General features: G+C 73.5%; 20 protein-coding genes. 13 read left to right on the plus strand and 7 right to left on the minus strand.

Annotation, left to right across the window (positions count from 1 at the left end; all coding sequences use genetic code 11):
• Positions 1 to 70 precede the first annotated feature (70 nt).
• The gene (gene sepH / locus MM438_RS06075; RefSeq protein ID WP_241451619.1) at positions 71 to 1,921 is read left to right on the plus strand and encodes a septation protein SepH; all 1,851 of its coding nucleotides are present in this window, start codon (positions 71 to 73) and stop codon (positions 1,919 to 1,921) included.
• Between the two features lie 190 nt (positions 1,922 to 2,111).
• Here sepH and ppdK read toward each other — a convergent pair whose 3' ends face one another.
• From ppdK to MM438_RS06100, 5 genes are all read right to left on the minus strand, one after another.
• Positions 2,112 to 4,814, minus strand: a complete 2,703-nt coding sequence (gene ppdK, locus MM438_RS06080; protein WP_241451620.1) for a pyruvate, phosphate dikinase — start codon at positions 4,812 to 4,814, stop codon at positions 2,112 to 2,114.
• Between the two features lie 165 nt (positions 4,815 to 4,979).
• Positions 4,980 to 5,657: a thymidine kinase gene (locus tag MM438_RS06085; RefSeq protein WP_241451621.1), complete on the minus strand. Its 678-nt coding sequence runs from the start codon at positions 5,655 to 5,657 to the stop codon at positions 4,980 to 4,982.
• On the minus strand, positions 5,654 to 6,817 hold the full coding sequence (locus MM438_RS06090; protein WP_338155512.1) for an alkaline phosphatase family protein: 1,164 nt from the start codon (positions 6,815 to 6,817) through the stop codon (positions 5,654 to 5,656). The genes MM438_RS06085 and MM438_RS06090 overlap by 4 nt, the downstream gene beginning before the upstream one ends.
• Positions 6,814 to 7,464, minus strand: a complete 651-nt coding sequence (locus MM438_RS06095) for a DUF5998 family protein (RefSeq protein WP_407568306.1) — start codon at positions 7,462 to 7,464, stop codon at positions 6,814 to 6,816. Before MM438_RS06095 ends, MM438_RS06090 begins: the two co-directional genes overlap by 4 nt.
• 118 nt (positions 7,465 to 7,582) lie before the next feature.
• On the minus strand, positions 7,583 to 10,258 hold the full coding sequence (locus MM438_RS06100) for a bifunctional acetate--CoA ligase family protein/GNAT family N-acetyltransferase (protein WP_241451623.1): 2,676 nt from the start codon (positions 10,256 to 10,258) through the stop codon (positions 7,583 to 7,585).
• A gap of 126 nt (positions 10,259 to 10,384) precedes the next feature.
• On the opposite strand from MM438_RS06100, the gene MM438_RS06105 reads away from it, so the two are divergent.
• The 10 genes from MM438_RS06105 to MM438_RS06150 all read left to right on the plus strand — a co-directional run bounded on the left by MM438_RS06105 (position 10,385) and on the right by MM438_RS06150 (position 21,712).
• Positions 10,385 to 11,026: a nitroreductase family protein gene (locus MM438_RS06105; RefSeq protein WP_241451624.1), complete on the plus strand. Its 642-nt coding sequence runs from the start codon at positions 10,385 to 10,387 to the stop codon at positions 11,024 to 11,026.
• A gap of 164 nt (positions 11,027 to 11,190) precedes the next feature.
• Positions 11,191 to 11,952, plus strand: coding sequence for a DeoR/GlpR family DNA-binding transcription regulator (locus MM438_RS06110; RefSeq protein WP_241451625.1), 762 nt, complete (start codon positions 11,191 to 11,193; stop codon positions 11,950 to 11,952).
• The gene (gene pfkB, locus MM438_RS06115; RefSeq protein WP_241451626.1) at positions 11,949 to 12,893 is read left to right on the plus strand and encodes a 1-phosphofructokinase; all 945 of its coding nucleotides are present in this window, start codon (positions 11,949 to 11,951) and stop codon (positions 12,891 to 12,893) included. The genes MM438_RS06110 and pfkB overlap by 4 nt, the downstream gene beginning before the upstream one ends.
• 27 nt (positions 12,894 to 12,920) lie before the next feature.
• A complete protein-coding gene (locus tag MM438_RS06120) occupies positions 12,921 to 13,367 on the plus strand; it encodes a PTS sugar transporter subunit IIA (protein ID WP_241451627.1) in 447 nt (148 codons plus the stop codon).
• Positions 13,364 to 14,923: a PTS fructose transporter subunit IIC gene (locus MM438_RS06125; protein WP_407568307.1), complete on the plus strand. Its 1,560-nt coding sequence runs from the start codon at positions 13,364 to 13,366 to the stop codon at positions 14,921 to 14,923. The genes MM438_RS06120 and MM438_RS06125 overlap by 4 nt, the downstream gene beginning before the upstream one ends.
• Positions 14,924 to 15,041: 118 nt before the next feature.
• Positions 15,042 to 15,311, plus strand: a complete 270-nt coding sequence (locus MM438_RS06130; protein ID WP_241451629.1) for an HPr family phosphocarrier protein — start codon at positions 15,042 to 15,044, stop codon at positions 15,309 to 15,311.
• Positions 15,312 to 15,317: 6 nt separating this feature from the next.
• On the plus strand, positions 15,318 to 17,006 hold the full coding sequence (gene ptsP, locus MM438_RS06135; protein WP_241451630.1) for a phosphoenolpyruvate--protein phosphotransferase: 1,689 nt from the start codon (positions 15,318 to 15,320) through the stop codon (positions 17,004 to 17,006).
• 280 nt (positions 17,007 to 17,286) lie between these two features.
• Positions 17,287 to 19,911, plus strand: a complete 2,625-nt coding sequence (locus tag MM438_RS06140) for a DNA gyrase/topoisomerase IV subunit A (protein ID WP_241451631.1) — start codon at positions 17,287 to 17,289, stop codon at positions 19,909 to 19,911.
• 87 nt (positions 19,912 to 19,998) lie between these two features.
• Positions 19,999 to 21,000 (plus strand): sucrase ferredoxin, encoded by a 1,002-nt coding sequence (locus tag MM438_RS06145; protein WP_241451632.1) that lies wholly within the window; start codon positions 19,999 to 20,001, stop codon positions 20,998 to 21,000.
• A gap of 4 nt (positions 21,001 to 21,004) precedes the next feature.
• Positions 21,005 to 21,712 (plus strand): HAD family hydrolase, encoded by a 708-nt coding sequence (locus MM438_RS06150; protein ID WP_241451633.1) that lies wholly within the window; start codon positions 21,005 to 21,007, stop codon positions 21,710 to 21,712.
• Between the two features lie 118 nt (positions 21,713 to 21,830).
• Here MM438_RS06150 and MM438_RS06155 read toward each other — a convergent pair whose 3' ends face one another.
• Positions 21,831 to 23,930: a DNA gyrase/topoisomerase IV subunit B gene (locus MM438_RS06155; RefSeq protein ID WP_241451634.1), complete on the minus strand. Its 2,100-nt coding sequence runs from the start codon at positions 23,928 to 23,930 to the stop codon at positions 21,831 to 21,833.
• Positions 23,931 to 24,112: 182 nt separating this feature from the next.
• Between MM438_RS06155 and MM438_RS06160 the strand changes: the two genes are divergently transcribed.
• Complete coding sequence (locus MM438_RS06160) at positions 24,113 to 24,322, plus strand: DUF7455 domain-containing protein (RefSeq protein ID WP_241451635.1); 210 nt, start codon at positions 24,113 to 24,115, stop codon at positions 24,320 to 24,322.
• Positions 24,323 to 24,413: 91 nt separating this feature from the next.
• Positions 24,414 to 24,893 carry a DUF456 domain-containing protein gene (locus MM438_RS06165; RefSeq protein WP_241451636.1) on the plus strand — a complete coding sequence of 160 codons (480 nt, stop codon included), beginning with the start codon at positions 24,414 to 24,416 and terminating at the stop codon, positions 24,891 to 24,893.
• A gap of 144 nt (positions 24,894 to 25,037) precedes the next feature.
• Here the strand turns inward: MM438_RS06165 and MM438_RS06170 are convergent, their stop codons facing one another.
• Positions 25,038 to 25,475, minus strand: a complete 438-nt coding sequence (locus MM438_RS06170; protein WP_241451637.1) for a DUF3040 domain-containing protein — start codon at positions 25,473 to 25,475, stop codon at positions 25,038 to 25,040.
• Positions 25,476 to 25,511 lie beyond the last annotated feature (36 nt).

Below are 25,511 nucleotides of genomic sequence, written 5' to 3' on the forward strand. Positions count from 1 at the left end.
GCCACGGTTGGTGACCAGCCGTATTCGTGGAAACCTAGGCGAGGACGTGTCGGCCGAGGATGGAGATCGCATGAGCGTGCAGGACCTGCGGCTGGTGGGACTCGCCGACGACGGCGTGCACCTGCTCCTCGTGGACGAGGCGGGTGCCCGCTACCGCCTCGTCCTGGACCCGGCGCTGCGCTCCTTGATCCGCCACGAGCGGCCCCGTCCTGACCAGCGGTTCTCCGAGCCGCCGACGATCAGCCCACGTCAGGTCCAGGCCCTCATCCGGGGCGGCGCCTCGGCGGACGAGGTCGCCGAGCTGACCGGCTGGTCCAGGGACAAGATCGCGAAGTTCGAGGGACCCATCATCGCCGAGCGTGAGCACGTCGCGGGGCTGGCGACGGCCGTGCGGCTGCGCAACGCGGCCGGCGGGGCCGAGATGCTCGCCACCCGAGTGGCCGAACGTCTCGACGAGCGCGGAGTCGACGCGGCCACCGCCTCCTGGGATGCCTGGCGCACCGAGGGATCCCCGTGGACGCTGGCCCTCACCTTCGCCGCGGGCGGGCGCCTGCGCGAGGCACGCTGGCACTTCGACCTCGGCACCCGCGGGGTCACCGCCGTGGACGACGAGGCGCGCTGGCTCAGCGGCGACGCCGAGGGGCAGGGCCCCGAGCCACTGGTGCCCCTCAACGCGACACCGCCCCGGCGAGCGCTTCAGCCTCCGGCCGACCTGCCGCACACCGCACCACCGGACGAGCGTCGCCTCGCCCAGACCCCTCCGCCGGTGATCGCCGGCCGACGACGGCAGGACGACGAGGAGGCCGAGCTGGTCGCCTCCATGCGCCAGCGCAGCGCCGCCGGTCGGCGCCGGTCGCGCAGGGCGACGACGCGTGGCACCGGCACCCGCCCCCCCGGCACCCAGCGGTCGGACGCCGCGGGCCCCGGCCGCAGCGACGAGGAGAGCGAACAGCCCCCGGCAGACCTGGGTCAGCCGGCGGGCGGGGTCCTGGGCCGGCCTCCGATCACCCCGGCTGCGACGGGCCCCACCCCGGTGTCCGGGCTGGACGCCGCGGTGGAGGCCGTCGCCCCCAGCCCGGGCGACGACCCGGCGCCGGCGGAGCGGGCCGAGCCCCCCGCCTCTCGGCGCGGCTCCGGTATGTCGGAAGCGACCCCCCAGGCATCCTCGGCCCCGGCCCCAGCTCCCCCGCTCGCCGGCCCCACGGGCCCAGGGTCGGATCGCACCGACCAGGCCGACGGCTCGACCCCGGTCGAGGCCCCGCCGGACGCAGCGGCACCGCTCTCGTCCCCACGCGGTCGGGTGAGCGGCGCGGCCCGGTCGGCCGACCGCCCGGAGCCTCCGGCCCCCTGCGGCGCCGCCCGCGCGGAGGACGAGGGTCCCCGACCTGGCGAACGGGCGGGCCGACCTGCCCCTCATGCTGCCGTCGACGAGCCCGCGGCGGCCACCGTCCCCCAGGCGCCCGCGACCGACCGCGAGCAGGACTCCCCCGCGGTCGAGGTCGAGCGGACCGAGCCCCGCATCGTACCCGTGGAGCCCGTCCGCCGTCGACGGGACCTCGACCCGGCCGACGATGCCATCGCCCTCGCCAACCGCACCCGGGGCACCGGCTCGCGAGCGGCCACGCCGGTCCCGGGGTCGACCCCTCCGGACGAGCGGCCCACCCCGGCGCCGTCGAAGCCCGAACCGTCTGCACCCCGCCCCGCGCCCCCGAGGGCGCAGGCACCGGCGGCCGAGGCCCCGCCCCAGCAGGAGCCTGCGCCTGCGCCGGCGTCCGTCCCCGGGCTGCAGGCGTCGGTGAACGAGCCCACGGCGCGGACGGGCGGACAGCGACGTGCCCAGCAGCGCCGCAGGGCGGGACGGCCGTCGGTCCCCAGCTGGGACGACATCATGTTCGGCTCCGCCAAGAAGGACGGCAAGTAGTCCTCGTCCGCGCCGGGGCCGGTCCCCCGGCGCGCGGCCTGCGCTGCTGCCACGGCCCTGCCTGCCGTGCTCCCGGCGGGTCGTCGCGCCCGCGCACGTCGGCCCTGGGCCAGGCACCTCGTCACCCGACGGGGACGACGCAGGGCGCCTCCCCCACGTCGGGGGAGGCGCCCTGCGGCTGCCGATGGGATCAGGCGGTGGCGTTGCTGTCGCCCACGGTCGCGCGGCCGGCCTCGAGGCGGGCCACCGGGACGCGGAACGGCGAGCAGGACACGTAGTCCAGACCCACACCGTGGAAGAAGTGGATCGACTGCGGGTCGCCGCCGTGCTCACCGCACACACCGAGGTGGATGTCCGGGTTGCCCTTGCGACCGCCCTCCGCACCCAGCTTCACCAGACGGCCGACGCCGGTCTGGTCCAGGGTCTCGAAGGGGCTGACCGTGAAGACGCCCTTGTCCATGTAGTTGTTGAAGAACGCGGCCTCGACGTCGTCGCGCGAGAAGCCCCACGTGGTCTGCGTCAGGTCGTTGGTGCCGAAGGAGAAGAAGTCGGCCGACTCCGCGATGCGCTCGGACGTGAGGGCGGCGCGAGGCAGCTCGATCATGGTGCCGATGGGCATGGACAGCTCCACGCCCTTCTCCTCGGCCACCGTGCGGATGATCTGCTCGGACTCGTCGCGGATCAGGTCGAGCTCGTTGATGGAGCCGACCAGCGGGACCATCACCTCGGGGCGAGGGTCGCCGCCCGCCTGCTTGCGGATGGCGGCGGCCTCGGCCAGCGCCCGCACCTGCAGGGCGAACAGGCCCTTGACGGTCAGACCGAGACGCACGCCGCGCAGACCCAGCATCGGGTTGGACTCGTGCTGCTTGCGGACGGCCTCGAGGAGCTCGGTGTCGTGCTGGTCGGACTCGCCCTTGGCCTCGGCCACGGCGACCTTGACCGACAGCTCGGTCAGGTCGGGCAGGAACTCGTGCAGCGGCGGGTCGAGCAGACGCACGGTCATGGGCAGACCGTCCATCGCCTCGAGCATCTCCACGAAGTCCTGGCGCTGCAGCGGCAGCAGAGCGTCGAGCGCAGCCTGCTTCTCGCCCTCCTCCTTGGCGAGGATCATCCGCTCGATGAGGACGCGGCGGTCGCCCAGGAACATGTGCTCCGTGCGGCACAGGCCGATGCCCTGGGCACCGAGCTGGCGGGCGCGCTGGGAGTCCTCGGCGGTGTCGGCGTTGGTGCGCACCTGCAGGCGGCGGACGGAGTCGGCGTGCGTGAGGATGCGGTCCACGGCGCGGACGAGCTCGACGGTCTCGTCGTCCTGACCCTCGATGCCGGCCTCCAGGCCCTCCTCGAGGTAGCGCATGACCGGGCTGGGCACGACCTCGAGGCGACCCTCGAAGACCTCGCCGGTGGCCCCGTCGATGGACATCCAGTCGCCCTCGCCGTAGGTCTTGCCGCCCACCGTGATGGTCTTGGCGACCGGGTCGATGGTGAGCTCCTCGGCGCCGCAGACGCAGGTGCGGCCCATGCCGCGGGCCACGACGGCCGCGTGGGAGGTCTTGCCGCCGCGGGCGGTGAGGATGCCGCGGGAGGCGATCATGCCGGACAGGTCGTCGGGGTTGGTCTCGCGACGGACCAGGAGCACGTCCTCGCCCTGCGCGGCCTGCTCGACGGCGGCGGCGGAGTCGAAGACGACCTTGCCGACCGCGGCGCCCGGGGAGGCGGCCATGCCCTTGGTGACGAGGGTGCGCTCGCCGTTGGGGTCGAGCTGGGGGAACATGAGCTGGACGAGCTGCTCGCCGGTGACACGCTCCAGGGCCTCGTCCATGGTGATCAGCTGCTCGTCGACGAGCTGGCCGGCGATGCGGAAGGCGGCGTTGGCCGTGCGCTTGCCGACGCGGGTCTGCAGCATCCACAGCTTGCCGCGCTCGACGGTGAACTCGACGTCGCACAGGTCGCGGTAGTGGGTCTCCAGCAGGCGCAGGTTGGCCTCGAGCTGCTTGAACGGCTCGGGGTGGTGGTCGCCCATGTCCGCCAGGGACATGGTGTTGCGGATGCCGGCCACGACGTCCTCGCCCTGGGCGTTGATGAGGTAGTCGCCGTAGTGGCCCGCGTGCCCGGTGGAGGGGTCACGGGTGAAGGCGACGCCGGTGCCGGAGGACTCGCCCATGTTGCCGAACACCATGGTGCAGACGTTGACGGCGGTGCCCAGGTCGTGGGGGATGCGCTCCCGGCGACGGTAGAGGCGGGCGCGCTCGGTGTTCCACGACTTGAAGACGGCGATGATCGCCATGTCGAGCTGCTCGCGCGGCCACTGCGGGAAGTCGCGGCCGGTCTCCTCGCGGACGATCTCCTTGTACTCGTCCACGAGCTCCTTGAGCCCGTCGACGGACAGCTCCGGGTCGGTCTTGGCGCCGTGCTCCTGCTTCTTGCGGTCGAGCGCCTCGGCGAACTTGCTCGAGTCGATGTGCATGACCGTGGCGCCGAACATCTGGATCAGGCGGCGGTAGGAGTCCCACGCGAAGCGGTCGTCGCCGCCCACGCGGGCGAGGCCCTCGACGGAGTCGTCGTTGAGGCCGATGTTGAGGACGGTCTCCATCATGCCGGGCATGGAGAACTTGGCGCCGGAGCGGACCGACACGAGCAGCGGGTCCTCGGAGTTGCCGAGGCGACGGCCCATCTTCTGCTCCAGCAGTCGCAGCTCCTTGGTGACCTGCACGCCGAGCTCGGCGGGAGCCTGGCCCTGGGCGAGGTAGGCCCGGCACGCCTCGGTGGTGATGGTGAACCCGGGCGGGACGGGAAGCCCGAGCTTCGTCATCTCCGCGAGGTTGGCACCCTTGCCTCCGAGCAGGTCCTTCTGGTCCTTGTCACCGTGCTCGAAGTCGTAGACGTACTGCGTCATCGATCGTCTCCCTTGACAATCTTGTGGCCCGCGGGCCGAGAGGCTCGTCCTTGTGCGACCAACCTAACGAACCGCGCCCGGGACCGCCGACGCGGGGGTCGCCTTTGCCCCGGCCGAGCCGCCCGTCAGGGGCTCGGCGACGGCATACCTCCAGGTCAGGACCGGTCATCCGAGGAGAGCCCGGCCGAGGTCCCCCTCGCGCCAGTGCCGGCGGCACAGCACCCGGTAGGTCGCCCCCGCTCCCCCGCCGGCGAGGTCACCGACCGCCACCTGCGAGCCCGAGCGGATGACCCGGCCGCCCTCGATCCGGGCGTTGACCCGGCCGGCCTGCCCGCACCAGCACAGCACCTCGACCAGGTCGAGGATGTCGTCCGCGAGCTCGACGAGCCGCTGCGACCCGGGGAAGGTCCGTGAGTCGAAGGCCGTGAGGAGCCCGAAGCAGTCCACGTCGACGGCCATCTCGTCGACGACCCGGGCCAGCTGCTCCACCTGCCCGGGGGTGAGGAACTGCGCCTCGTCGACGATGACGAAGCCGCGCGGCGGGAGCGCCTCCCCGAGGGTGTCCACGAAGTCCGTGGCCGGGTCGAACTCGCGAGCGCTGACCGACATCCCGAGCCGGGAGGACAGGGTGCCCCCGCCCGCGCGGTCGGCGGAGGTGAAGATGAGTCCCGGCCGCCCGGCCTGGCGCCGGTGGAAGCCGACCTGGATGGCGAGCGCGGACTTGCCCGCGCCCATCAGCCCGGCGTGGAACCGCAGCCGGCCGACCGCGGGTGCGAGGTGGCAGATGCCGAAGAGCGGGTTCTGGTCCGGGGCGGGGCGGGTCTCGCGGGCGGCGTCGGTCACGCGCCGCTCCTCGGCGTCCAGGAGAGCAGGGGTATGGCGGTCTCGGCGTCGGTCACCGAGCCGTGCACGCCCACCAGAGCCATCAGCTCGGGGCGCATGGATCGCGAGTCGACGACCGTGATGTCGCCGGTCATGGCCACGACCACGTCGCCGATGCGGGGGGCGACCCGGTCGGCGACGACACCCATCAGCCGGCGCTCTAGCACCTCCTCGCGGGTCAGCACGAGGGCCTGGTCGCCCAGGTGGGCGGCCCAGCGGCTGGCGATGGTGGCGGCGGCGACGCCGGGCTCGGCATACAGCATCAGCGCGCGGGGCTCGCCCCCGACGTGCCGGACGTCGGCCGCCAGGTCCGGCACCCGGGCCAGGTCGGTGCGGGCGTCCACGGGCACGTCGACCATGCCGTGGTCGGCGGTGACGTGCAGGGCGCAGTCGGGCGGGAGCATCCGGTGCAGCCGGGCGAGCTGGTCGTCGACGTGCTCCAGCTCGGCGGTCCACTGCGGGGACTGCCAGCCGTGCACGTGGCCGGCCTTGTCGAGGTCGCCCCAGTAGAGGTAGACGAGGGTGCGCGGGTCGGCCGCGGCGGCTCGGGAGGCGACCTCGACCCGGGCGTCGAGGTCCATCGCGCCCTGGAAGCGGCCGCCGCGCAGGGCGGCGTTGGTGAGCCCGGAGCCGTCGAAGAAGTGCGGGCCGATCCGGGTCACCGCCACGCCGGCGGCCACGCAGCGCTCGAAGACCGTCTCGTGCGGCTGCCAGGCGAAGGGGTCGACGCCCTCGTCCCAGGCCAGCTCGTTGAAGGTGCGGTCCTCGCCGGGCACGAGGACCTGGTAGCCCACGAGACCGTGCGCCCCCGGGGGCAGGCCGGTGCCGAAGGTGCCCATGCTCGTGGCCGTCGTCGACGGGAAGCCGGACTGCAGGGCGGGCGAGCCGTCCAGGGCCTGGCGCAGGAAGGGCGCGTGGCCTCGTCGGGCGTCCAGGAGCCGGCGGCCCATGCCGTCGACCAGCACCACGACGGCGCGGCGCGAGGGCGGGAGCCGCACCTTGGCGACCTCGGCGGGGCCGAGGTCGACCCCGAGGGAGCGGGCCACGCCCGGCAGCACGTCGGCCAGGCCGAGCCCGGTGTAGGCCCGGCCGAGGAGCCCGCCCTTGCTGCGCACGCTCACCGCCCGGTGGCCAGCGACAGGGCCCGGGCGAAGGCCCGCGCCTGCTGGACCGCCTCGGGGCCGTCGGCGTCGGCGCTGACCCGGAAGGAGATGTCGTCGCTGGTGACGGTGCCGTCGTAGCCGTGGTCGCCCTCGCAGGCGGGGTCCGCGCACGAGGCGGGCGGCAGGTCGATGCGGCTGACCGCGCCCCAACCGAGGGTCACGGTCACCTCCGACCCGAGCGTGCCCGGGCGGTAGGCCGCGGCGGAGCCGACGACGTGGGTGAGCATCACGCCGCGGACGCTGGCCAGCGGCACCGACTCGGAGGTCGCCATGACCACGGGATCCCCGGCGCCGGGCGGGCGCTCCCCGGCCCGGCCGGTGCGGGGCACGCCGGGCTCGGCGTGCATCTCCAGGTGGTCGTCGACGTGCCCGACCACGAGCCGGGAGCGGGTGAGGACGAGCACGGTCAGGTGTCGCAGGATCTCCTCGTGGTCGAAGGTCGTCTCCTGGTGCACGAGGTGCTCGACGACGTCCTCCCCCGCCACGGCCTCGGCCACGACGTCGGCCACCAGCGCGGGGTAGTAGCCGGCACGCTCGATGTCCCGGCGGAGGCTGTGCGGCAGCAGGTCGGCTGGGCTGACGGAGGCTCTGGGCATGGCGGCCATTCTGGCACCCCGGACGGTGGTCGGACCGCTGGCGCGCGCCACCTCGTCCTCGCCCTGGCGGCGTGCACGGTCGCCGCTACGGGGGCTCAGGTGGTCCTGGGCCCAGGTGGTCACGGGGTCAGGTGGGCATGGCGCGGCGGTCCGCGTCGGTCCGCAGGGCGGGCGGTGCCACGGTCACGTCGGCGCCCAGCACGTCCACCCCACCGGCGCGGGCGCTCACCGGGTTGAGCTCGAGCGCGGCCACCTCCGGGAAGTCGTCGGCCAGCAGGCTGACCCGCCCGACGACCTCGTGCAGCGCGTCCAGGTCGACGGGCTGGGCGCCGCGGTGCCCGGCCAGCAAGGGCGAGGCCCGCACCGAGCGCACCAGGTCGGCCACGTCGACGTCGGTGAGCGGTGGGATCCGGTGCGCCACGTCCTCCAGCAGGTCGGTGGGGGTGCCCGCCACCGAGAAGCTCACGACGGGTCCGAACAGCGGGTCCTCCACCGAGCCGACCACGCAGGCCACGCCGGGCTCGGCCATCCGCTGGACCACGAGTGCCGGGTCCCCCACCGAGGCGAACCGCGCCTCCAGGTGCTCCACCGCCTCCACCACGTCCTCGTCGTCGTCCAGGTCCAGGCGCAGGGCCCCGAGCCCCGGGGTGTGGCGCAGCACCTGGGAGACGGACTTCACGACCACCGGGCGGCCGACCAGGTCGGCGGCGGCGACGGCCTCCTCGGGCGTGCGGACGCGGATCCGGCGCCAGACGTCGATGCCGTATGCCGCGAGCAGGCGGGCTGCCTCGTCGTCGGTGAGGGCCCGGCCCTCGGGACAGTCCTGGAGCACCGCGTCGACGACCGCGAAGGCCGCGTGCCGGTCGACGTCGTCGTAGGTGAGCCGCTCCCCCTTGTCGGCCTGCCGCCAGGCGGCATACCGGCTGACCTGGTCGAGCGCCCGCACCGCGTCCTCGGGCATGGCATAGATCGGGAAGCCGCCCGCGAGCCCGGGGGCGGCGCGGCTGGCGGCGTCGCCGAGCCGCATCCCCAGGAAGGTGCTGAGGACCGGCTTGGGGGCATCGGTCGCGATGGCGGCCACCGCCTCGACGACGGTCTCGTCCGCCGTGACCAGCGGGGGGATGAAGCTCGTGAGGACGGCGTCGACGTCCTCGTCGTCCAGGGCCGCGTGCAGCGCCTGGCCGAACTCCTCGGCGGTGGCCTCGGGAGCCAGGGAGACCGGGCCGTGGGTGACCTCGAGGCCGCGGGCGAGGCAGGCGTCCGCGGTGAGCGCGCCCAGGGCGTGCGCGTTGCCGACGACGGCCACCCGCCGTCCTTGCGGCAGCGGCTGGGCCGCGACCAGTGCGGCGACGTCGCACAGCTCGGCGATGGACTCCACCCGCATCACGCCGGCCTGGGCCATCATCGAGTCGAAGGCCCCCCGCGGCACCCGCGCCTGGCGGACCGTGTGACCCGGCGGGACGGCATACCCGGAGTGCCCGGCCTTGACCACGACGACGGGCTTGACGGCGGCGAGCTGGCGGGCGATCCGGGAGAACTTGCGCGGGTTGCCGACCGACTCCAGGTGCATGCCGACGGCCCGGGTGCCCTCGTGGTCGATGAAGTACTGCATCAGGTCGTTGCCGGAGACGTCCGCGCGGTTGCCCGCCGACGCGAACACCGACATCCCGAGCCCACGGCCGTCCACGGCCGCGAGCAGCGCGACCCCGAGGGCCCCGCTCTGGGCGAAGAGCCCCAGCCCGCCGGCCCGCGGCAGGTGCTGCGTCACCGTGGCGTTGAGCCCGAGGTCGGTGTTGGCGATGCCGATGGTGTTGGGCCCGACCACGCGCATCCCGCCGGCGTGGGCCCGCCGCAGCAGCTCCCGCTGCCGCTCCAGCCCCTCGGGGCCCGCCTCGGCGAAGCCGTCGGACGCGACGACCAGCGCCCGGACCCCGGCGGCGACGCAGTCGTCCACGACGTCCAGCACCGCGTCCGCGGGCACGCACACCACGGCCAGGTCGACCGGCTCGCCGATCGCCGTCACCGTGGGGTGGCAGGGGACGCCGAGCACCTGGGTGGCGGTGGGGTGCACCGCGTGGAGGCGGCCGGCGTAGGACCCCTGCAGGATGTCGTCCAGCACCAGGTGCCCGAGGGCCTCGACCCGCGGGCTCGCCCCCACCACCACGACCGACGCCGGCTCCACGACCGCCTTGATGCTCTCGGCCTCGGCGCGGTGCTCGCGGGACAGCCGCACCAGCTCGGAACGCTCGGTGGGGCGGATCTGGAAGGACACCGCGATGACGCCGTCGTCGAAGTGGTGCCTGACCTCGTAGCCCGCGTCGGTGAAGACCCGCATCATCCTGCGGTTCTGCGGAAGCACGTCGGCGACGAACTCCTCGACGCCCAGCTCCTGCCCGATCGCGGCCAGGTGCTCCAGCAGCACCGACCCGATGCCCTTGCCCTGCGCGTGGTCGGAGATGTTGAAGGCCACCTCGGCCACGCCCGGCGTCACCACGTCGTAGCGACCGATCCCGATGATCTCCTCGCGCACCGTGGCGACCAGGGCCACCCGGCTCAGCTGGTCCACCTCGGTGAAGCGGGTCAGGTCCTTGTCGCTGATCTCCTTGACGGGGGCGAAGAAGCGCAGGTAGATCGACTCCGCCGACTGTCGCGCGTGGAAGGCCTGGATCCCCGCGCGGTCCTGCGGCCGGATCGGGCGCAGGTGGCACACGGAGCCGTCCCGCAGCACCACGTCCGCCTCCCACGCGGAGGGGTCGGAGACCCCCAGCCGACCAGGTCCGAGGCTGCCGCGCTGCTCGCTCATGGGGCCTAGCGTGGCACGGGCCTCGGTCCTGGGCGCGGTGGGGCGCGCCCGGTCCGGCGGGGCCTGGGGCGCGTCCGGCAGGTATGTCGGCAGGGGTCTGTCGGCAGGTCGTGCCAGGCTCGCGCCATGGAGCACGAGGAGCTGGTCCGGGGACGCCGGATGCTGCGCCGCTTCGACCCCGGCCGGCCGGTCGACGAGGCGACGATCACCCGGGCGCTGCAGGCGGCGACCCGCGCCCCCAGCGCCGGGTGGTCCCAGGGGTGGGACTTCGTGGTGCTGCGTCGGCCCGGGGACGTCGCGCGCTACTGGGAGGCGACCCGGCGGCCGGGACCGCCCGACACCTGGGCCCGCGGGGTGATGACCGCGCCCTGCCTGGTGATCGTGTGCAGCGACCCCGAGCGCTACCTCGACCGCTACGCCGAGCCGGACAAGGGCTGGACCGACCGGGACCTCGCCCGGTGGCCGGTCCCCTGGTGGGACGTCGATGCCGGTATGGCGGCGTTGCTCGCGCTGCTGTCCGTGCACGACGCCGGCCTGGGCGGGCTGCTGTGCGGCATCCCGGCCGATCGGCAGGACGCGGTGCGCCGGGCCTTCGGCATCCCTGCGCAGCGCCGTCTGGTCGGCCTCCTCGCGCTGGGTCACCCGCCCACCGACGGGTCCCGGGGCGTCCGAGGGAGCCGCCGTCGTGGCCGGCGGCCGCTGGCCGAGGTGGCTCACGACGGATGCTTCGGACGGCCCTGGGCGGCGGGGGTCGCGTCCGGTGCCTAGGACCGCCGCGACCACCGGGCCGGATCCGCAAAGTCTGTTCCAACATCCGAGATGACCGGTAATCGCAGCAGGGCCCCACGTCCGATCGTTTCCGTCCTGACAAACGGACACATCCGGGTCTAAGGTGACACCTGTCCGACGAGGACGTGGATAGGAGACATCCAGTGCACCAGCACGAGCGACACCAGCTCATCGTGGAGCGGGCCCGGTCCCAGTCGCGGGTCGAGGTGGCCGGGCTGGCGGACGAGCTCGACGTGACCCCGGAGACGATCCGACGCGATCTCACCGTCCTCGAGCGGCACGGCCTCGTGCGCCGGGTCCACGGCGGGGCCATCGCCGTCGAGAAGCTCGCCTTCGAGCCCACGACCCAGATGCGGGCCGAGCAGCGGACCGCGGAGAAGTCCGCGATCGCCCAGCGGGCCCGCGAGCTGGTCCCCGAGAGCGGGGTCGTGCTGCTGGACGCCGGCACCTCCACCCTGGCCCTGGCGCACCTGCTCCCCACCGGCGGCGAGCTGACCGTGGTCACCAGCTCCTTGTCCATCGCCCAGGCCCTCAGCAGCCGTGAGGACGTGGCGCTCTACCTGCTCGGCGGACGGGTCCGGGCCAAGACGCTGGCCGCGGTGGGCGCCTGGGCCGTGGACGCACTGCGGGACGTGCACGTGGACGTCGCCTTCATCGGCACCAACGGCCTGACCATCGACGAGGGCCTGACCACCCCGGATCCCTCCGAGGCCGCGGTCAAGCGCGCCATGATCGGCGTCGCCCAGCGGGTCGTCGTGCTCGCCGACCACACCAAGGTCGGCGTCGCCCACTTCTCCCGCTTCGGCCGGCTCGGCGACATCGACACCTTCATCACCGACGGCGGCCTCGATCCCGACACGGCCGCCGAGATCTCCGCCCACGGCCCCGAGGTGGTCCGCACATGATCCTGACCCTCACCCCCAACCCCAGCGTCGACCGCACGATCACGGTCGCCCGCCTCGAGCGCGGCGCCGTCCAGCGCGCCTCGGACTCCCGGATGGACCCGGGCGGCAAGGGCATCAACGTCTCCCGGGCGCTGGCTGCCCACGGCACCGAGACCGTGGCCGTCCTGCCCGTCGGCGGGCCCCACGGCGTGATCATGACCGACCTGCTGCGCGAGATCGACCTGTCCGTCGAGACCGTCCCGGTCGCCGAGGGCATCCGGGCCAACGTCGGCGTCGTCGAGCCGGACGGCACCACCACCAAGGTCAACGAGCAGGGTCCGCACCTGAGCCCCGAGGAGGTCGCCGGCCTGCTGGCCGCGGTGGACCGCCACGCCGACCGCAGGCTCACCTGGCTCGTCGGGTGCGGGTCCTTGCCCCCCGGCCTGGATGGCGACTTCTACGCCGACCTGGTCCGCCGCGGGCACGCCGCCGGCGCCCGGGTCGCCATCGACTCCAGCGGACCGGCCATGGTCGCGGCCGTCGCGGCCGGACCCGACCTGATCAAGCCCAACGACGAGGAGCTGGAGGAGCTCGTGGGCCGCCGTCTGCCCACCGTCGGCGACGTCGTCGAGGCGTGTCGCGACCTGATCGCGGGCGGCGTCGGCTCGGTCGTGGTCAGCCTCGGGAGCAAGGGCGCCCTGCTGGTCACCGCCGACGAGGTCGCCCACGCCCGGGCCACCATCACCGACCCCCTCTCGACCGTCGGAGCGGGTGACTCGCTGCTGGCGGGCTACCTGCACGCGCTGTCCCACGGGGACACCCCGGCCACCGCCCTGCGGACCGCCGTGGCGTTCGGCTCCGCCGCGGTCTGCCTGCCCGGCACCGAGGTGCCCGGACCGGACCAGGTCCGCGCCATGCACGTCGAGGTCGTCGAGCCCGTCGACCTCGCCCTCCCTCTCTGATCACCGTCTCGCCCCCAAGGAGATCCCATGTCCCTCATCACCGAGAAGCAGGTCGTCCTGGACCTCACCGGCACCGACCGCGCCGAGGCCACCCGCATCCTCGGCCAGACCCTCGTCGCCGAGGGCCGGGTCACCGACCTGGACGGCTTCCTGGAGGACGTCCGTCGCCGCGAGGAACAGATGGCCACCGGTCTGCCCGGCGGCATCGCCATCCCCCACTGCCGTTCCGCCCACGTCACCGAGCCGTCCCTGGTCTTCGGTCGTTCCCGCGAGGGCATCGACTGGGGCGCCGAGGACGGCCCGGCCACGCTGATGTTCATGATCGCGGCCCCGGAGGGCGGCGGCGAGGACCACCTCAAGATCCTGGCCCTGCTCGCCCGCAAGCTGATGCGCGCCGAGTTCAAGGAGTCCCTGCGGCGCGCCCAGACCCCGGCGGAGGTCGTCCAGATCGTCCGCACGGAGGTCGAGCAGTGAGGTTCGTCGGTGTGACGAGCTGCCCGACGGGCATCGCGCACACCTACATGGCGGCCGAGGCGTTGGAGCAGGCCGCCAAGGCCGCCGGCCACAAGATGGTGGTAGAGACCCAGGGCTCCGCGGGCTCCGACCCGCTCGACCCGGCGGTCATCGCGGCCGCCGACGGCGTGATCCTCGCCCACGACCTCGAGGTCAAGGACGCGGCCCGGTTCGCCGGCAAGCCGACCATCGACGTCGGCGTCAAGCGCGCCGTCTCCGACTCCCCCGCCCTCGTCGCCGAGATCGAGCGGCTCGTCGCCGAGCGCCGGGCCGAGGCCGCGGCAGGCACACCCGCGAGCGGGACCACACCCGCCGCCACGCCCGCCGTCGGGGCGACCGTGGCGGGTGCCCGCGAGCCCGACCGGGTCGGGACGGGCACCAAGGTCCGCCAGTGGCTGATGACCGGCGTGTCGTACATGATCCCCTTCGTCGCCGCCGGTGGCATCCTCATCGCCCTCGGCTTCATGCTCGCGACCGTGGCCGCGGGCAAGAGCGGGGTGATCGACGTCACCGCCTTCACCTTCGACGTGGGCGACCCGAAGACCCCCGTCCTGCAGAACGTCTTCGAGCCCGGGTCGCTGATGCACTGGGCCGCGCTGCTGTTCTGGATCGGCAAGGCCGCCTTCGCGTTCCTCGTCCCGGTCCTGTCCGGCTACATCGCCTACGGCATCGCGGACCGACCGGGCCTGGTGCCCGGCTTCGCCGGCGGCGCCATCGCCATGTCCATGGGCGCGGGCTTCCTCGGCGGCATCGTCACCGGATTCCTCGCCGGCTTCGTCGCCCGCTGGATCGCGGGCTGGCAGGTCCCCAAGGGCCTGCGCGGCGTCATGCCCGTGATGGTCGTCCCGCTGCTGTCCACCCTGATCACCGGGGCGGCGATGGTCCTGCTGCTGGGACGCCCGATCAAGGCGCTGATGGACGCGCTCACCGACGCGCTCAACGGCATGACCGGCTCCAACGCCGTGCTGCTCGGCCTCATCCTGGGTCTGATGATGGGCTTCGACCTGGGCGGTCCGGTCAACAAGGTCGCCTACACCTTCGGCACCACCGGCCTGGCGACGGCCGGGGCCGCGATGGACGCGCCGCAGCTCAAGATCATGGCGGCCGTCATGGGCGCCGGCATGGTGGCGCCCTGGGGCCTCGCCCTCGCCACCGCCCTGCGCCCGCGCCTGTTCACCAAGGCCGAGCAGGAGAACGGCAGGGCCTGCTGGCTGCTCGGTGCGTCTTTCATCTCCGAGGGGGCCATCCCCTTCGCCGCCGCGGACCCGGGCCGCATCATCCCGGCCTCCATGGTCGGGTCCGGCCTCGCCGGTGGCATGATCATGGCCTTCGGCTGCACCAGCCGGGCCCCGCACGGAGGCCTGTGGGTCACGCCCCTCATCGGCAACTGGCTGATGTTCCTGCTGGCCGTCGTGGCCGGCGCTGCCGTGACGGCGGGGCTGGTCATCGCTCTCAAGGGCGCAGCCCGCACGGCGAAGGTCGAGACGCCCGCCACCGCGGGTGCTGTCGCCGGCTGAGCCACCCGCCCGATCCACTCGCTGGGCGCCGACCGCGTCCGGCAGCCGACGCCCCGCTCCCGGGTCGTCACCTCACCACCGGAGTCCCGCTCCACCACCCAGTTAGGAAGAGATCACCATGGCCTCCAAGAACGTCACCATCGCCTCGTCCGTCGGCCTGCACGCCCGGCCGGCCTCGATGTTCGTCCAGGCCGCGACGGCGACCGGGCTTCCCGTCACCATCGCCAAGGAGGGCGGCGACCCGGTCGACGCCCGCTCCATCCTCGCCGTGATGGCCCTCGGCGCCAAGCACGGCGACGTCGTCACCCTGTCCGCCGAGGGCGAGGGCGCAGAGAGCAAGCTCGACGAGCTCGTCGCGCTGCTGTCCCGCGACCTCGACGCCGAGTGACGATCGATGTCTGACGCCACCCACCGCCAGCTCCACGGCATCGGGGTGAGCGTGGGCACCGCGGCCGGACCTGCCGTGCAGGTCCGGCCCGCGCCCACCGCCCCGACCGACGAGCAGCCCACCACCGACGCGGCCGCCACCGGCGCGCACGTCCGCGAGACGATGGAGCAGGTCGCCACCGGTCTGGAGGCCCGTGCCGCCAAGGCCGACCCCAAGGCCCGCACCATCCTCGAGGCCACGATCATGATGTCCCGCGACCCAGGGCTGATCAGCGGCATCGACAAGCACCTCGCCGCCGGCAAGGGCCCGGCCACCGCGGTCACCGCGGCGGTCGAGGAGTTCTGCCAGATGTTCGAGTCCCTCGGCGGCTACATGGCCGAGCGCGTCACCGACCTGCGGGACGTGCGCGACCGCACCGTGGCCCGTCTGCTCGGCGAGCCGGAGCCCGGCGTGCCCGAGTTCGACGAGCCCAGCGTGCTCGTCGCGACGGACCTCGCCCCCGCCGAGACGGCGACGCTGGACGTGCGGAAGGTCCTCGGCATCGTGACCTCCGCCGGCGGCGCGACCAGCCACACCGCCATCCTCGCCGCGCAGCTCGGGATCCCGGCCGTCGTGCAGTGCCCCGGCGCCCTCGACATCCCCGCCGGCACCCTCGTCGCCCTCGACGGGGGCGTGGGCGAGGTCATCGTCAGCCCCACCGACACCGAGCGCGAGCAGCTGGCCGAGCGGTCCCGCCGCCGCGCCGCCGCCCTGTCCAACGTCTCCGGCGTGGGCGTCACCAAGGACGGCACCAAGGTCGCGCTCCTGGCCAACATCGGCACCCCCGAGAACGCCGTCAAGGCCGCCGCGATCGACTGCGAGGGCGTCGGGCTGTTCCGCACGGAGTTCCTCTTCCTGGAGCGGGAGACCGCGCCGACGCTGGAGGAGCAGACCCGGACGTACACCGACGTCCTCGAGGCCTTCGGCGACCGTCGCGTGGTCGTCCGCACCCTGGACGCGGGCGCGGACAAGCCGCTCGCCTTCGCCGACCTCGGCGAGGAGGAGAACCCCGCCCTCGGCGTGCGTGGCCTGCGGCTGCAGCAGGTGCGCAAGGACCTGCTCGACACCCAGCTGCAGGCGCTCGCCGCGGCCTACCGGGCCACGGGCGCGGACGTGCGCGTGATGGCCCCCATGGTGGGCACCCGGGAGGAGGCCGAGTGGTTCGCCCAGCAGGTCAAGGCCGTCGGCCTGCCCAAGGCCGGCACCATGATCGAGGTGCCTGGTGCGGCGCTGCGCGCCAAGGACATCCTCGAGGTCTGCGACTTCGCCTCGCTCGGCACCAACGACCTGTCGCAGTACACCATGGCCGCCGACCGCATGCAGGGCTCCCTGGCGCACCTGCTCTCGGCCTGGCAGCCGCCGCTGCTCGACCTCATCGCCCTCTCCTGCGAGGGCGGCCGGGCGACCGGCAAGCCGATCGGTGTGTGCGGCGAGGCCGGAGGTGATCCGCTGCTGGCGCTCGTCCTCGTCGGCCTGGGCGTCTCGTCCCTGTCGATGGCGCCGCCCAAGCTCCCCGCGGTGCGCACCGCGCTCAGCCTGCACGAGCTGGGGGTCTGCCAGCGGATGGCGACCGCGGCCCTGGCGGCCAGGACCGCCACCCAGGCGCGGCAGGCCGTGCTGGACCTGGCCGACCCGATCATGCTCGACCTGCTCTGAGTCCCACCGTCGGGCCCGGCCACCCCCTCGGTGGCCGGGCCCGACGCCTGTCCGGCCGACGTCGGCCGCGGGCCCAGCGACGCGACACCGAGCCTGACGACGAGGGCCTGGGGTCCGCCCCCGGGCGGGCGGTCCGCGGCTCCTCGCCGGGCCCGCTGCCCTGCCCCCGACGAGGTGAACACCTGTGCGACCCCCGGCGTGTCGCGCGGGCCCGGCGCGCCATACCGTCTGCAGGGGCCCACCAGGGCAGGATGAAGCGATTCCACGCACGAGGAGACCGATGGCACGCCGCACGACCGCACCGCCCCAGGACGACGACTTCGTCGAGAACATCATCGACATCGACGTCTCCGACGAGATGCAGCAGGCCTTCCTGGAGTACTCCTACTCGGTCATCTTCAGCCGGGCCCTGCCCGACGCCCGTGACGGCCTCAAGCCGGTGCAGCGGCGCATCCTCTACGCGATGCACGAGCAGGGCCTGCGCCCGGACCGTGGTCATGTGAAGTCGGCGCGCATCGTCGGCGAGGTCATGGGCAAGTACCACCCCCATGGCGACACCGCGATCTACGACGCCCTCGTCCGGATGGCCCAGCCCTTCACCATGCGGCTCCCCCTGGTCGACGGGCACGGCAACTTCGGCTCGCTGGACGACGGCCCGGCGGCCCCGCGCTACACCGAGGCCCGGATGGCGCCGGCGGCGCTGGCGATGCTGGCGAGCCTGGACGAGGACACGGTCGACTTCGTCCCGACGTACGACGACCAGCTCACCCAGCCCGGCGTGCTGCCCGCGGCCTTCCCGAACCTCCTCGTCAACGGCGCCTCGGGCATCGCCGTCGGCATGGCGACGAACATGCCGCCGCACAACCTCGTCGAGGTGATCGGGGCCGCCCGCCACCTGATCGCCCACCCGGACTGCTCCCTGGACGACCTGATGAAGTTCGTCCCCGGCCCGGACCTGCCGTGCGGCGGCAAGGTCATCGGGCTGGAGGGCATCCGGGATGCCTATCTCACCGGGCGGGGCAGCTTCAAGACCCGGGCGACCGCCCGGATCGAGAACGTCACGCCGCGCAAGAAGGGCATCGTCGTCACCGAGCTGCCCTATCTCGTGGGTCCGGAGAAGGTCCGCGACAAGATCAAGGACCTGGTGCAGTCCAAGAAGCTGCAGGGGATCTCGGACTTCAAGGACCTCACCGACCGCAAGCACGGGCTGCGGCTCGTCATCGAAGTCAAGAACGGCTTCAACCCCGAGGCGGTGCTGGAGCAGCTCTACAAGCTGACGCCGATGGAGGACTCCTTCGGGATCAACAACGTCGCGCTCGTCGACGGTCAGCCGCGGACGCTCGGGCTCAAGGACCTGCTGCGGGTGTATGTCGACTTCCGCACCGACGTGGTCCGCCGCCGGTCGGCCCACCGCCTGGGCAAGCGCGAGGAGCGGCTGCACCTGGTCGAAGGTCTGCTGATCGCGATCCTAGACATCGACGAGGTCATCGCGGTCATCCGCTCGTCCGACGACGCGGCCGTCGCGCGCGAGCGGTTGATGCAGGTCTTCGAGCTGAGCGAGGCCCAGGCGACCTACATCCTGGACCTGCAGCTGCGCCGCCTGACGAAGTTCAGCCGGATGGAGCTGGAGTCCGAGCGCGACCAGCTGCAGACCGAGATCGCTGCGCTGCGCGAGCTGCTCGCGGACGAGACCAAGCTGCTCAAGCTGGTGTCGAAGGAGCTGGCCGAGATCGCCAAGGCCCACGGGACGCCGCGGCGCACGGTGCTGCTCGAGTCCAGCGGTCAGTCGGCGACGGCGACCCCGCTGGAGGTGGGTGACGACCCCTGCCACGTGCTGCTCTCGACGACGGGGCTGCTCGCCCGCACGGCCGACGCGTCGCCGCTGTCCAACGAGGGCGGACGCGCCCGGCACGACGCGATCGTGGCGACGGTGGCGACGACGGCGCGCGGCGACTTCGGGCTGGTCACGTCCGCGGGGCGGGTGATCCGGCTGGGGGCGCTGGAGCTGCCGACCCTGCCCCCCACCCATGGCGCACCGAACCTCTCCGGCGGGGCGCCGGTCGCGTCGTACCTCGAGCTCGCCGCGGACGAGACCCCCCTGACGATCATGTCGTTGGCGCCCGACTCGCCGGGGCTGGCCCTGGGCACGGCGCAGGGCGTGGTCAAGCGGGTCCAGACCGACTATCCCGCCAAGGACCGGTGGGAGACCGTGACGCTCAAGCCCGGTGACCGGGTCGTGGGTGCCGTGGAGCTGCGCACGGGTGAGGAGCACCTGGTCTTCGTGACGAGCGACGCCCAGCTGCTGCACTTCCCGGCGGCGGCGGTGCGCCCGCAAGGTCGGACGGCCGGAGGTATGGCGGGGGTCCGCCTCTCCCCCCAGGCCTGCGTCGTGTTCTTCGGGGCGGTCGACCCGGCCGCGGACGCCGTCGTGGTGACCGGCGCGGGCGCGTCGGACGCCCTGCCGGGCACCCAGGTGCCGTCGCTCAAGGTGACGCCCTTCGACGAGTACCCCGCCAAGGGCCGCGCGACCGGTGGCGTGCGCTGCCAGCGCTTCCTGCACGGCGAGGACCGGCTCGTCCTCGCGTGGGTGGGTGCGCAGCCGGTCCGGGCTGCCCAGGCCAACGGCGCGGCCGTGACCCTGCCCGAGCCCACCGACCGGCGGGACGGCTCCGGGGTGGCGGCCAAGGCGGTGGTCGCCGCCATCGGCGGCGCACTGCCGGAGGCCGCGGCGGTGTCTGCCGCGGCTGCCGCCGCGTCGGCGTCCACGCAGGGCGACGCCGCGGACGCCGCAGGCGAGCTGCCGCCCAACACCGGCCCCACCCGGGAGCGGGTGGTGGTGCTGCGCGACGACTACGACCCGGACAGCCTGGAGGACGTGGTGCAGGTGGAGCGCCCGGCCGACTGACCCCACGGCCCCGCCACCTCCTTGCCCCGACGACCGCCGGCGCGCTGGGGAGGGGGCGGGGCCGTCTCGCTTTGTAGGGTGGGGCGCGTGATCGACCAGCCCCGTACGCCCACCCCCAGGCTCGGCCCGGACGCCTGCTCCCGCTCCTGGGAGGACGCCGGTCACCCGGTGTGGGGCACCGCGGCGATCGCCCGCTTCTGGGTGGCGCTGGAGCAGCCGGGTCCGTGGGGTCGCGACGCGTTCACGGAGTCGTGGCTGGATCCCACGCTGGGAGTCGAGCTGCAGCGGGCCTGCCAGGACGCCGGGGGCCGCCTGGTCCTGGTGCGCTCCGTCGGCGACCGGCGCAGCCGCGCGGACCGCGCCCCCCGCCAAGTGTTCGTCGCGGGCGGCCTCGCCGACCGTCCGTGGCTGGTCACCGGTGCCGTCGTCGACCCGGCCGAGCTGCAGGGCCTGCCCCTGGACCTGCTGGCCGGCCCGGACCCGCAGCCGGTGCTCGCGGCCCTGCCGGGCACCCGGCTCACCGACGGGGGCATCGTCCTGGTCTGCACCAACGGCAAGCGCGACGTGTGTTGCGCCGTCCGCGGTCGACCGGTGGCGCTCGAGGCCTCCCGGGCCCGTCCCGGCCAGGTGTGGGAGTGCACCCACACCGGCGGCCACCGTTTCGCCGCCACCGGGATCGGCCTGCCCAGCGGCCACACCGCCGCGCGTCTGACACCCGAGCTCGCGGTCCGCCTCGTCGAGGCGGAGGGCCGTCGCGAGCTCGCCCCCGAGCTGCTCGACCTGGCCCACGACCGGGGGCGCAGCCACCTGCCGCTCACCCACCAGGCCGCCGAGGGCTGGGTGCGCGGCGCGACGGGCGAGACCTCGCTGACCGCCCTGACCTGCTTCTCCTCCGGCGACGACTGGGACGACGAGGTCACGGTCACCCACGTCGACGGCCGCGTCTGGCGGCTGCACGTGCACAAGGAGCCCACCGGTGAGCAGCTGGTCGACTCGTGCGGCGGCGGTCCCCGCCCGGCCCATGCCTTCGTCGTGGACGAGCGCGGCCCGGGCGAAGCCACACCCGCCGGGTCGCCTGGGCGAGACTGAGGCCATGAGCGCTGACCGCTGCCTCCTGCTCGACGTCGACGGCACCCTGATCGACTCCACCTATCACCACGGTCTGGCCTGGCTGCGCGCCTTCGCGGAGGTGGGGATCCACCCGCCGCTGTGGCGCGTCCACCGTGCCATCGGCATGGGCGGCGACCAGCTCGTCACCTCCGTCGCCGGTGCGGCCGCCGAGGAGCGGCTGGGTGACCACCTGCGCGAGCGCTGGCAGCACCACTACCAGCTGATGCTCCCCGAGATCCGGCCCCTGCCCGGTGCCGTCGAGCTGGTGCGGATGCTCCTCGGCCGTGGCGACGCGGTGGCCATCGCCTCCTCCGGCGAGGAGTCGCTCACCGAGGCGGCCCTGTCGATCCTCGGCTTCTGCGCCGACGACTTCGCCGCGGTCACCAGCGCCGGCGACGCCGACGCGTCCAAGCCTGAGCCCGACATCTTCCGGATCGCTCACGAGCGCGCCGGCGGCGGGCGTGGCCTGGTGATCGGGGATACGACCTACGACGTGACGGCCGCGGCCCGCGCCGACCTGCCCTGCGTGGTCACCCGCACCGGCGGCTTCGGCGTGGACGAGCTGCGGGCCTCCGGCGCCGCGCTGGTGGTCGAGGAGCTGCCCGAGCTGCTGCACCTGCCCGACGCCCGCTGGGACGCGCTGCTCGCGGCGCCGGTGCCCGACGCCCCGGACGTGCGTCCCGGTCAGTGACCGCCGGGCCCGAGAGCCTGGGTCTGGTGGTCCGGCCCCGCAGATCCGGGCTCCCGCGGGAAGACCCCCGGCCGACACCCTCTCGCCCCGGCAGCCACCTCGCGGGACAGACACGTCCTCAGGCGTCGATGCGCTCGGAGTCCAGGGCGTGGGCGGAATCGATGATGAACTCCTTGCGCGGGGCGACCTCGTTGCCCATGAGCAGGTCGAAGACCCGCTCGGCGGCCTCGGCGTCGGCCAGCGTCACCCGGCGCAGGGTCCGCTGGCGCGGGTCCATGGTGGTCTCCGCGAGCTGGTCGGCGTCCATCTCGCCCAGGCCCTTGTAGCGCTGCATCGGCTGCTTGATCTTCTTGCCCTTGCGCTCGAGCTTGGCCACCGTGGTGCGCATCTGGGACTCGTTGTAGGTGTAGATGAGCTCGTTCTTGCGGGAGCCGGCGTTGATCACCTCGATGCGGTGCAGCGGCGGCACGGCGGCATAGACGCGCCCCGCCTCGACGAGGGGGCGCATGTAACGGAAGAACAGCGTCAGCAGCAGCGTCCGGATGTGGGCGCCGTCGACGTCGGCGTCGGTCATGATGATGACCTTGCCGTAGCGCGCGGCGTCCACGTCGAAGCTGCGCCCCGAGCCCGCCCCGATCACCTGGATGATCGCCGCGCACTCGGCGTTCTTGAGCATGTCGCCGACCGAGGCCTTCTGGACGTTGAGGATCTTGCCGCGGATGGGCAGCAGTGCCTGGTGGTCCGAGTCACGGGCCAGCTTGGCGGTGCCGAGGGCGCTGTCGCCCTCGACGATGAACAGCTCGGAGCGGTCGACGTCGCTGCTGCGGCAGTCGGCGAGCTTGCTCGGCAGGGTGCTGGTCTCCAGGGCGTTCTTGCGGCGCTGGGTCTCCTTGTGCTGCCGCGCCGAGATGCGCGACTTCATCTCGGCGACGACCTTCTCCAGCAGCAGGGTCGCCTGGGCCTTCTCGTCCCGCCTGGTGCTGGTGAGCAGCGCCGTGAGCTGCTGCTCCACCGTGCGCGCGACGATGGCACGTACGGCGCTGGTGCCGAGGACCTCCTTGGTCTGCCCCTCGAACTGCGGCTCGGCCAGGCGCACCGTGACCACCGCGGTCAGGCCGGCGAGGATGTCGTCCTTCTCCACCTTGTCGGTGCCGACCTTGAGGCGGCGGGCGTTGACCTCGAGCTGCTTGCGGAAGACCTTGAGCAGCGCCTGCTCGAAGCCGCTGACGTGGGTGCCGCCCTTGTGGGTGTGGATGATGTTGACGAAGGACTCGGTGCGGGTCTCGTAGCCCGTGCCCCAGCGGACCGCGATGTCCACGACGCACTCGCGGCTCATCTCGGTGGAGACCATGTGGCCACGGGCGTCCAGCTGCGGCACCGTCTCGGTGAAGCTGCCCGCGCCCTGCAGGCGCCATACGCCCGTCACGGCCGGGTCCGGCGCCAGGAACTCGGCGAACTCGCTGATGCCGCCGTCGTTCTTGAAGGTCTCCTCGTAGGCCCCTGCCTCGTCGACCTCGCGCTCGTCCCGGACGACGATCTCCAGCCCGGGGACGAGGAAGGCGGTCTGCCGGGCGCGGGCGACCAGGTCGGCGCGGTCCAGCGTGGCGTTGCGCAGGAAGATCTGGTGGTCCGCCCAGTAGCGCACGGAGCCGGTGACCCCCCGCTTGACCTTGCCCACGACGGCGAGCTCGGAGGTGCTCTCGAAGGGCAGGAAGGGGCTGTCGGGGCCGGTGCCCTCGCCGTCGGCATAGGTGCCGGGCTCCCCCCGCCGGAAGCTCATCTGGTAGGTCTTGCCGCCACGGTCGACCTGCACGTCCAGCCGCGCGGACAGGGCGTTGACGACGCTGGCGCCCACCCCGTGCAGACCGCCGGACGCGGCGTAGGAGCCGCCGCCGAACTTCCCGCCGGCGTGCAGCTTGGTGAAGATCACCTCGACGCCGGAGAGCCCGGTGCGGGGCTCGATGTCCACCGGCATACCGCGCCCGTTGTCACGGACGGTGACCGAACCATCGCTCCCCAGCACCACCTCGATGCGGCTGCAGTGGCCGCCCAGGGCCTCGTCGACGGCATTGTCGATGATCTCCCACAGGCAGTGCGTCAGACCGCGGCTGTCGGTGGAACCGATGTACATCCCGGGTCGCTTGCGCACCGCCTCCAGGCCCTCGAGGACCTGCAGGTGGCGTGCGGAATAGGTGTCTTGGGTGGTGGTCTCTGGCACGGCGAGCAGGTTACCCGCGGTCACCGACAGGCCCTCGCAGGCTCGCCAGGTGGGACAGCGCGCCAACATGTGGAGAATAGGTCCGACGGGAAGGATCCGGCGTGCTTGACTGTTGACACCGCCGAGGTCATGACCGCTCACCCCCGGGTCGCGACCCCGACCGACGAGAGAGAGGCCCTTCCGTGACCACTGCACTGGCAACGAGTGAGCTCACCGCCGCGGACCGCTGCGACCGCTGTGGCGCGCAGGCCTACATCCGAGCCCGACTCGCCTCCGGCGGCGAGCTGCTCTTCTGCGCCCACCACGGGCGCCAGCACCTGGACAGCCTGCGTCCCATCGCCGTCGACATCGACGACCAGACCGAGCGGCTCAACCCGACGCCCGCCGGCTGACCCCACCCGACCCCGAGACCCCGTCACGCCCCGGCGTGACGGGGTCTCGCGCTGTCCCGGATCCCCCACGCCCAGCCCGTAGGATCGGCCAGTGGCCCTTCTCGTGATGCTCGTCGCGCTCGCCGTCGTCGTCGGCCTGATCGGGATCGTCGTGCCCGTCCTGCCCGGTCTGCTGATCGTGTGGCTGGCGGTCGCCGGCTGGGCGGCGGCCAGTCACGTGTGGTGGCTCGCGATCACGGCGACGATCCTGTATGCCGTGGGCCTCACCCTCCAGTACGTCCTGCCGGGCCGCCGGCTCAAGGCCGCCGGCGTCCCCACCTCATCCCTGGTCGTCGGGGTCGTGGTCGCCATCGTCGGGGGCTTCGTCATCCCGGTGATCGGGGCGCTGCCCGGCTTCGTCCTCGGCGTCTTCGTCGGGGAGCTCGCCCGCCTCAAGGTCGCCCGCACGGCCTGGGCGGCGACGACGCACGCGGTGCGCGCGGTCGGTCTGTCGATGGCCATCGAGCTGAGCACCGGCTTCCTGATCGCCGCGGCGTGGGTCCTGGCGCTGCTCCTGCCCACCGGCTCCTGACCCGGCGCGCGGGCCTCGTCGCCGGGGCGCTGCTGCCGGCGTGGTGCCACGACAGGATCAGGGACGCCCGTGGGGCGTCTCGCCCCACGGCTGATCCCGGCCACCACCCTGCGGGGCGCCGGGATCCTGGATGTGCCGGGCGACTCAGATCTCGCCGCGCTCGCGGCGTGCCTCCCACCGCTGCTCCATCCGCTGCATGAAGGTGCCCTGGCGGCGAGGGATCGCAGCACCTCCGCGACCCGGGGAACGACCCGCGCCGGTGCGACGGGGGCGGGCGGCGGCCACCGTGCCGTCCTCCTGCACCGTGCCCAGGGCCGGGCGGCGCGGGGCGGCGAAGGCGTAGACGGCGCAGGCCACCATGATCAGGAACCCGAGGATGCCGAGGGCGACCTGTTGCTGAACCACCCCGAGGAGCACGACGCCCAGACCCGCGAGGACCCCCAGGAGTCCGAGGACCACGCGGGTGCGGCTCGCGCGCGGACGAGAGGCGTTGGCCAGCTGTGCGGCGAGCTGCGGGTCCTCGGCCATCAGGGCCTGCTCCATCTGCTCGAGCAGGGCCTGCTCGCGCTCGGAGAGTGGCATCTCGGGTCCCCCTCTCTGGGGTGCGGCACGTGGGTG

It is taken from the genome of Arsenicicoccus dermatophilus (assembly GCF_022568795.1).
GTDB lineage: Bacteria > Actinomycetota > Actinomycetes > Actinomycetales > Dermatophilaceae > Arsenicicoccus > Arsenicicoccus dermatophilus.

Bases quoted from the DNA above. Each gene is read 5' to 3' on its own strand.
- MM438_RS06105 (WP_241451624.1), top strand. From the start codon at position 10,385: ATGGAGCACGAGGAGCTGGTCCGGGGACGCCGGATGCTGCGCCGCTTC.
- MM438_RS06120 (WP_241451627.1), top strand. From the start codon at position 12,921: ATGTCCCTCATCACCGAGAAGCAGGTCGTCCTGGACCTCACCGGCACC.
- MM438_RS06100 (WP_241451623.1), bottom strand. From the start codon at position 10,258: ATGAGCGAGCAGCGCGGCAGCCTCGGACCTGGTCGGCTGGGGGTCTCC.
- MM438_RS06150 (WP_241451633.1), top strand. From the start codon at position 21,005: ATGAGCGCTGACCGCTGCCTCCTGCTCGACGTCGACGGCACCCTGATC.
- pfkB (WP_241451626.1), top strand. From the start codon at position 11,949: ATGATCCTGACCCTCACCCCCAACCCCAGCGTCGACCGCACGATCACG.
- MM438_RS06130 (WP_241451629.1), top strand. From the start codon at position 15,042: ATGGCCTCCAAGAACGTCACCATCGCCTCGTCCGTCGGCCTGCACGCC.
- MM438_RS06170 (WP_241451637.1), bottom strand. From the start codon at position 25,475: ATGCCACTCTCCGAGCGCGAGCAGGCCCTGCTCGAGCAGATGGAGCAG.
- ppdK (WP_241451620.1), bottom strand. From the start codon at position 4,814: ATGACGCAGTACGTCTACGACTTCGAGCACGGTGACAAGGACCAGAAG.
- ptsP (WP_241451630.1), top strand. From the start codon at position 15,318: ATGTCTGACGCCACCCACCGCCAGCTCCACGGCATCGGGGTGAGCGTG.
- sepH (WP_241451619.1), top strand. From the start codon at position 71: ATGAGCGTGCAGGACCTGCGGCTGGTGGGACTCGCCGACGACGGCGTG.
- MM438_RS06140 (WP_241451631.1), top strand. From the start codon at position 17,287: ATGGCACGCCGCACGACCGCACCGCCCCAGGACGACGACTTCGTCGAG.
- MM438_RS06095 (WP_407568306.1), bottom strand. From the start codon at position 7,464: ATGGCCGCCATGCCCAGAGCCTCCGTCAGCCCAGCCGACCTGCTGCCG.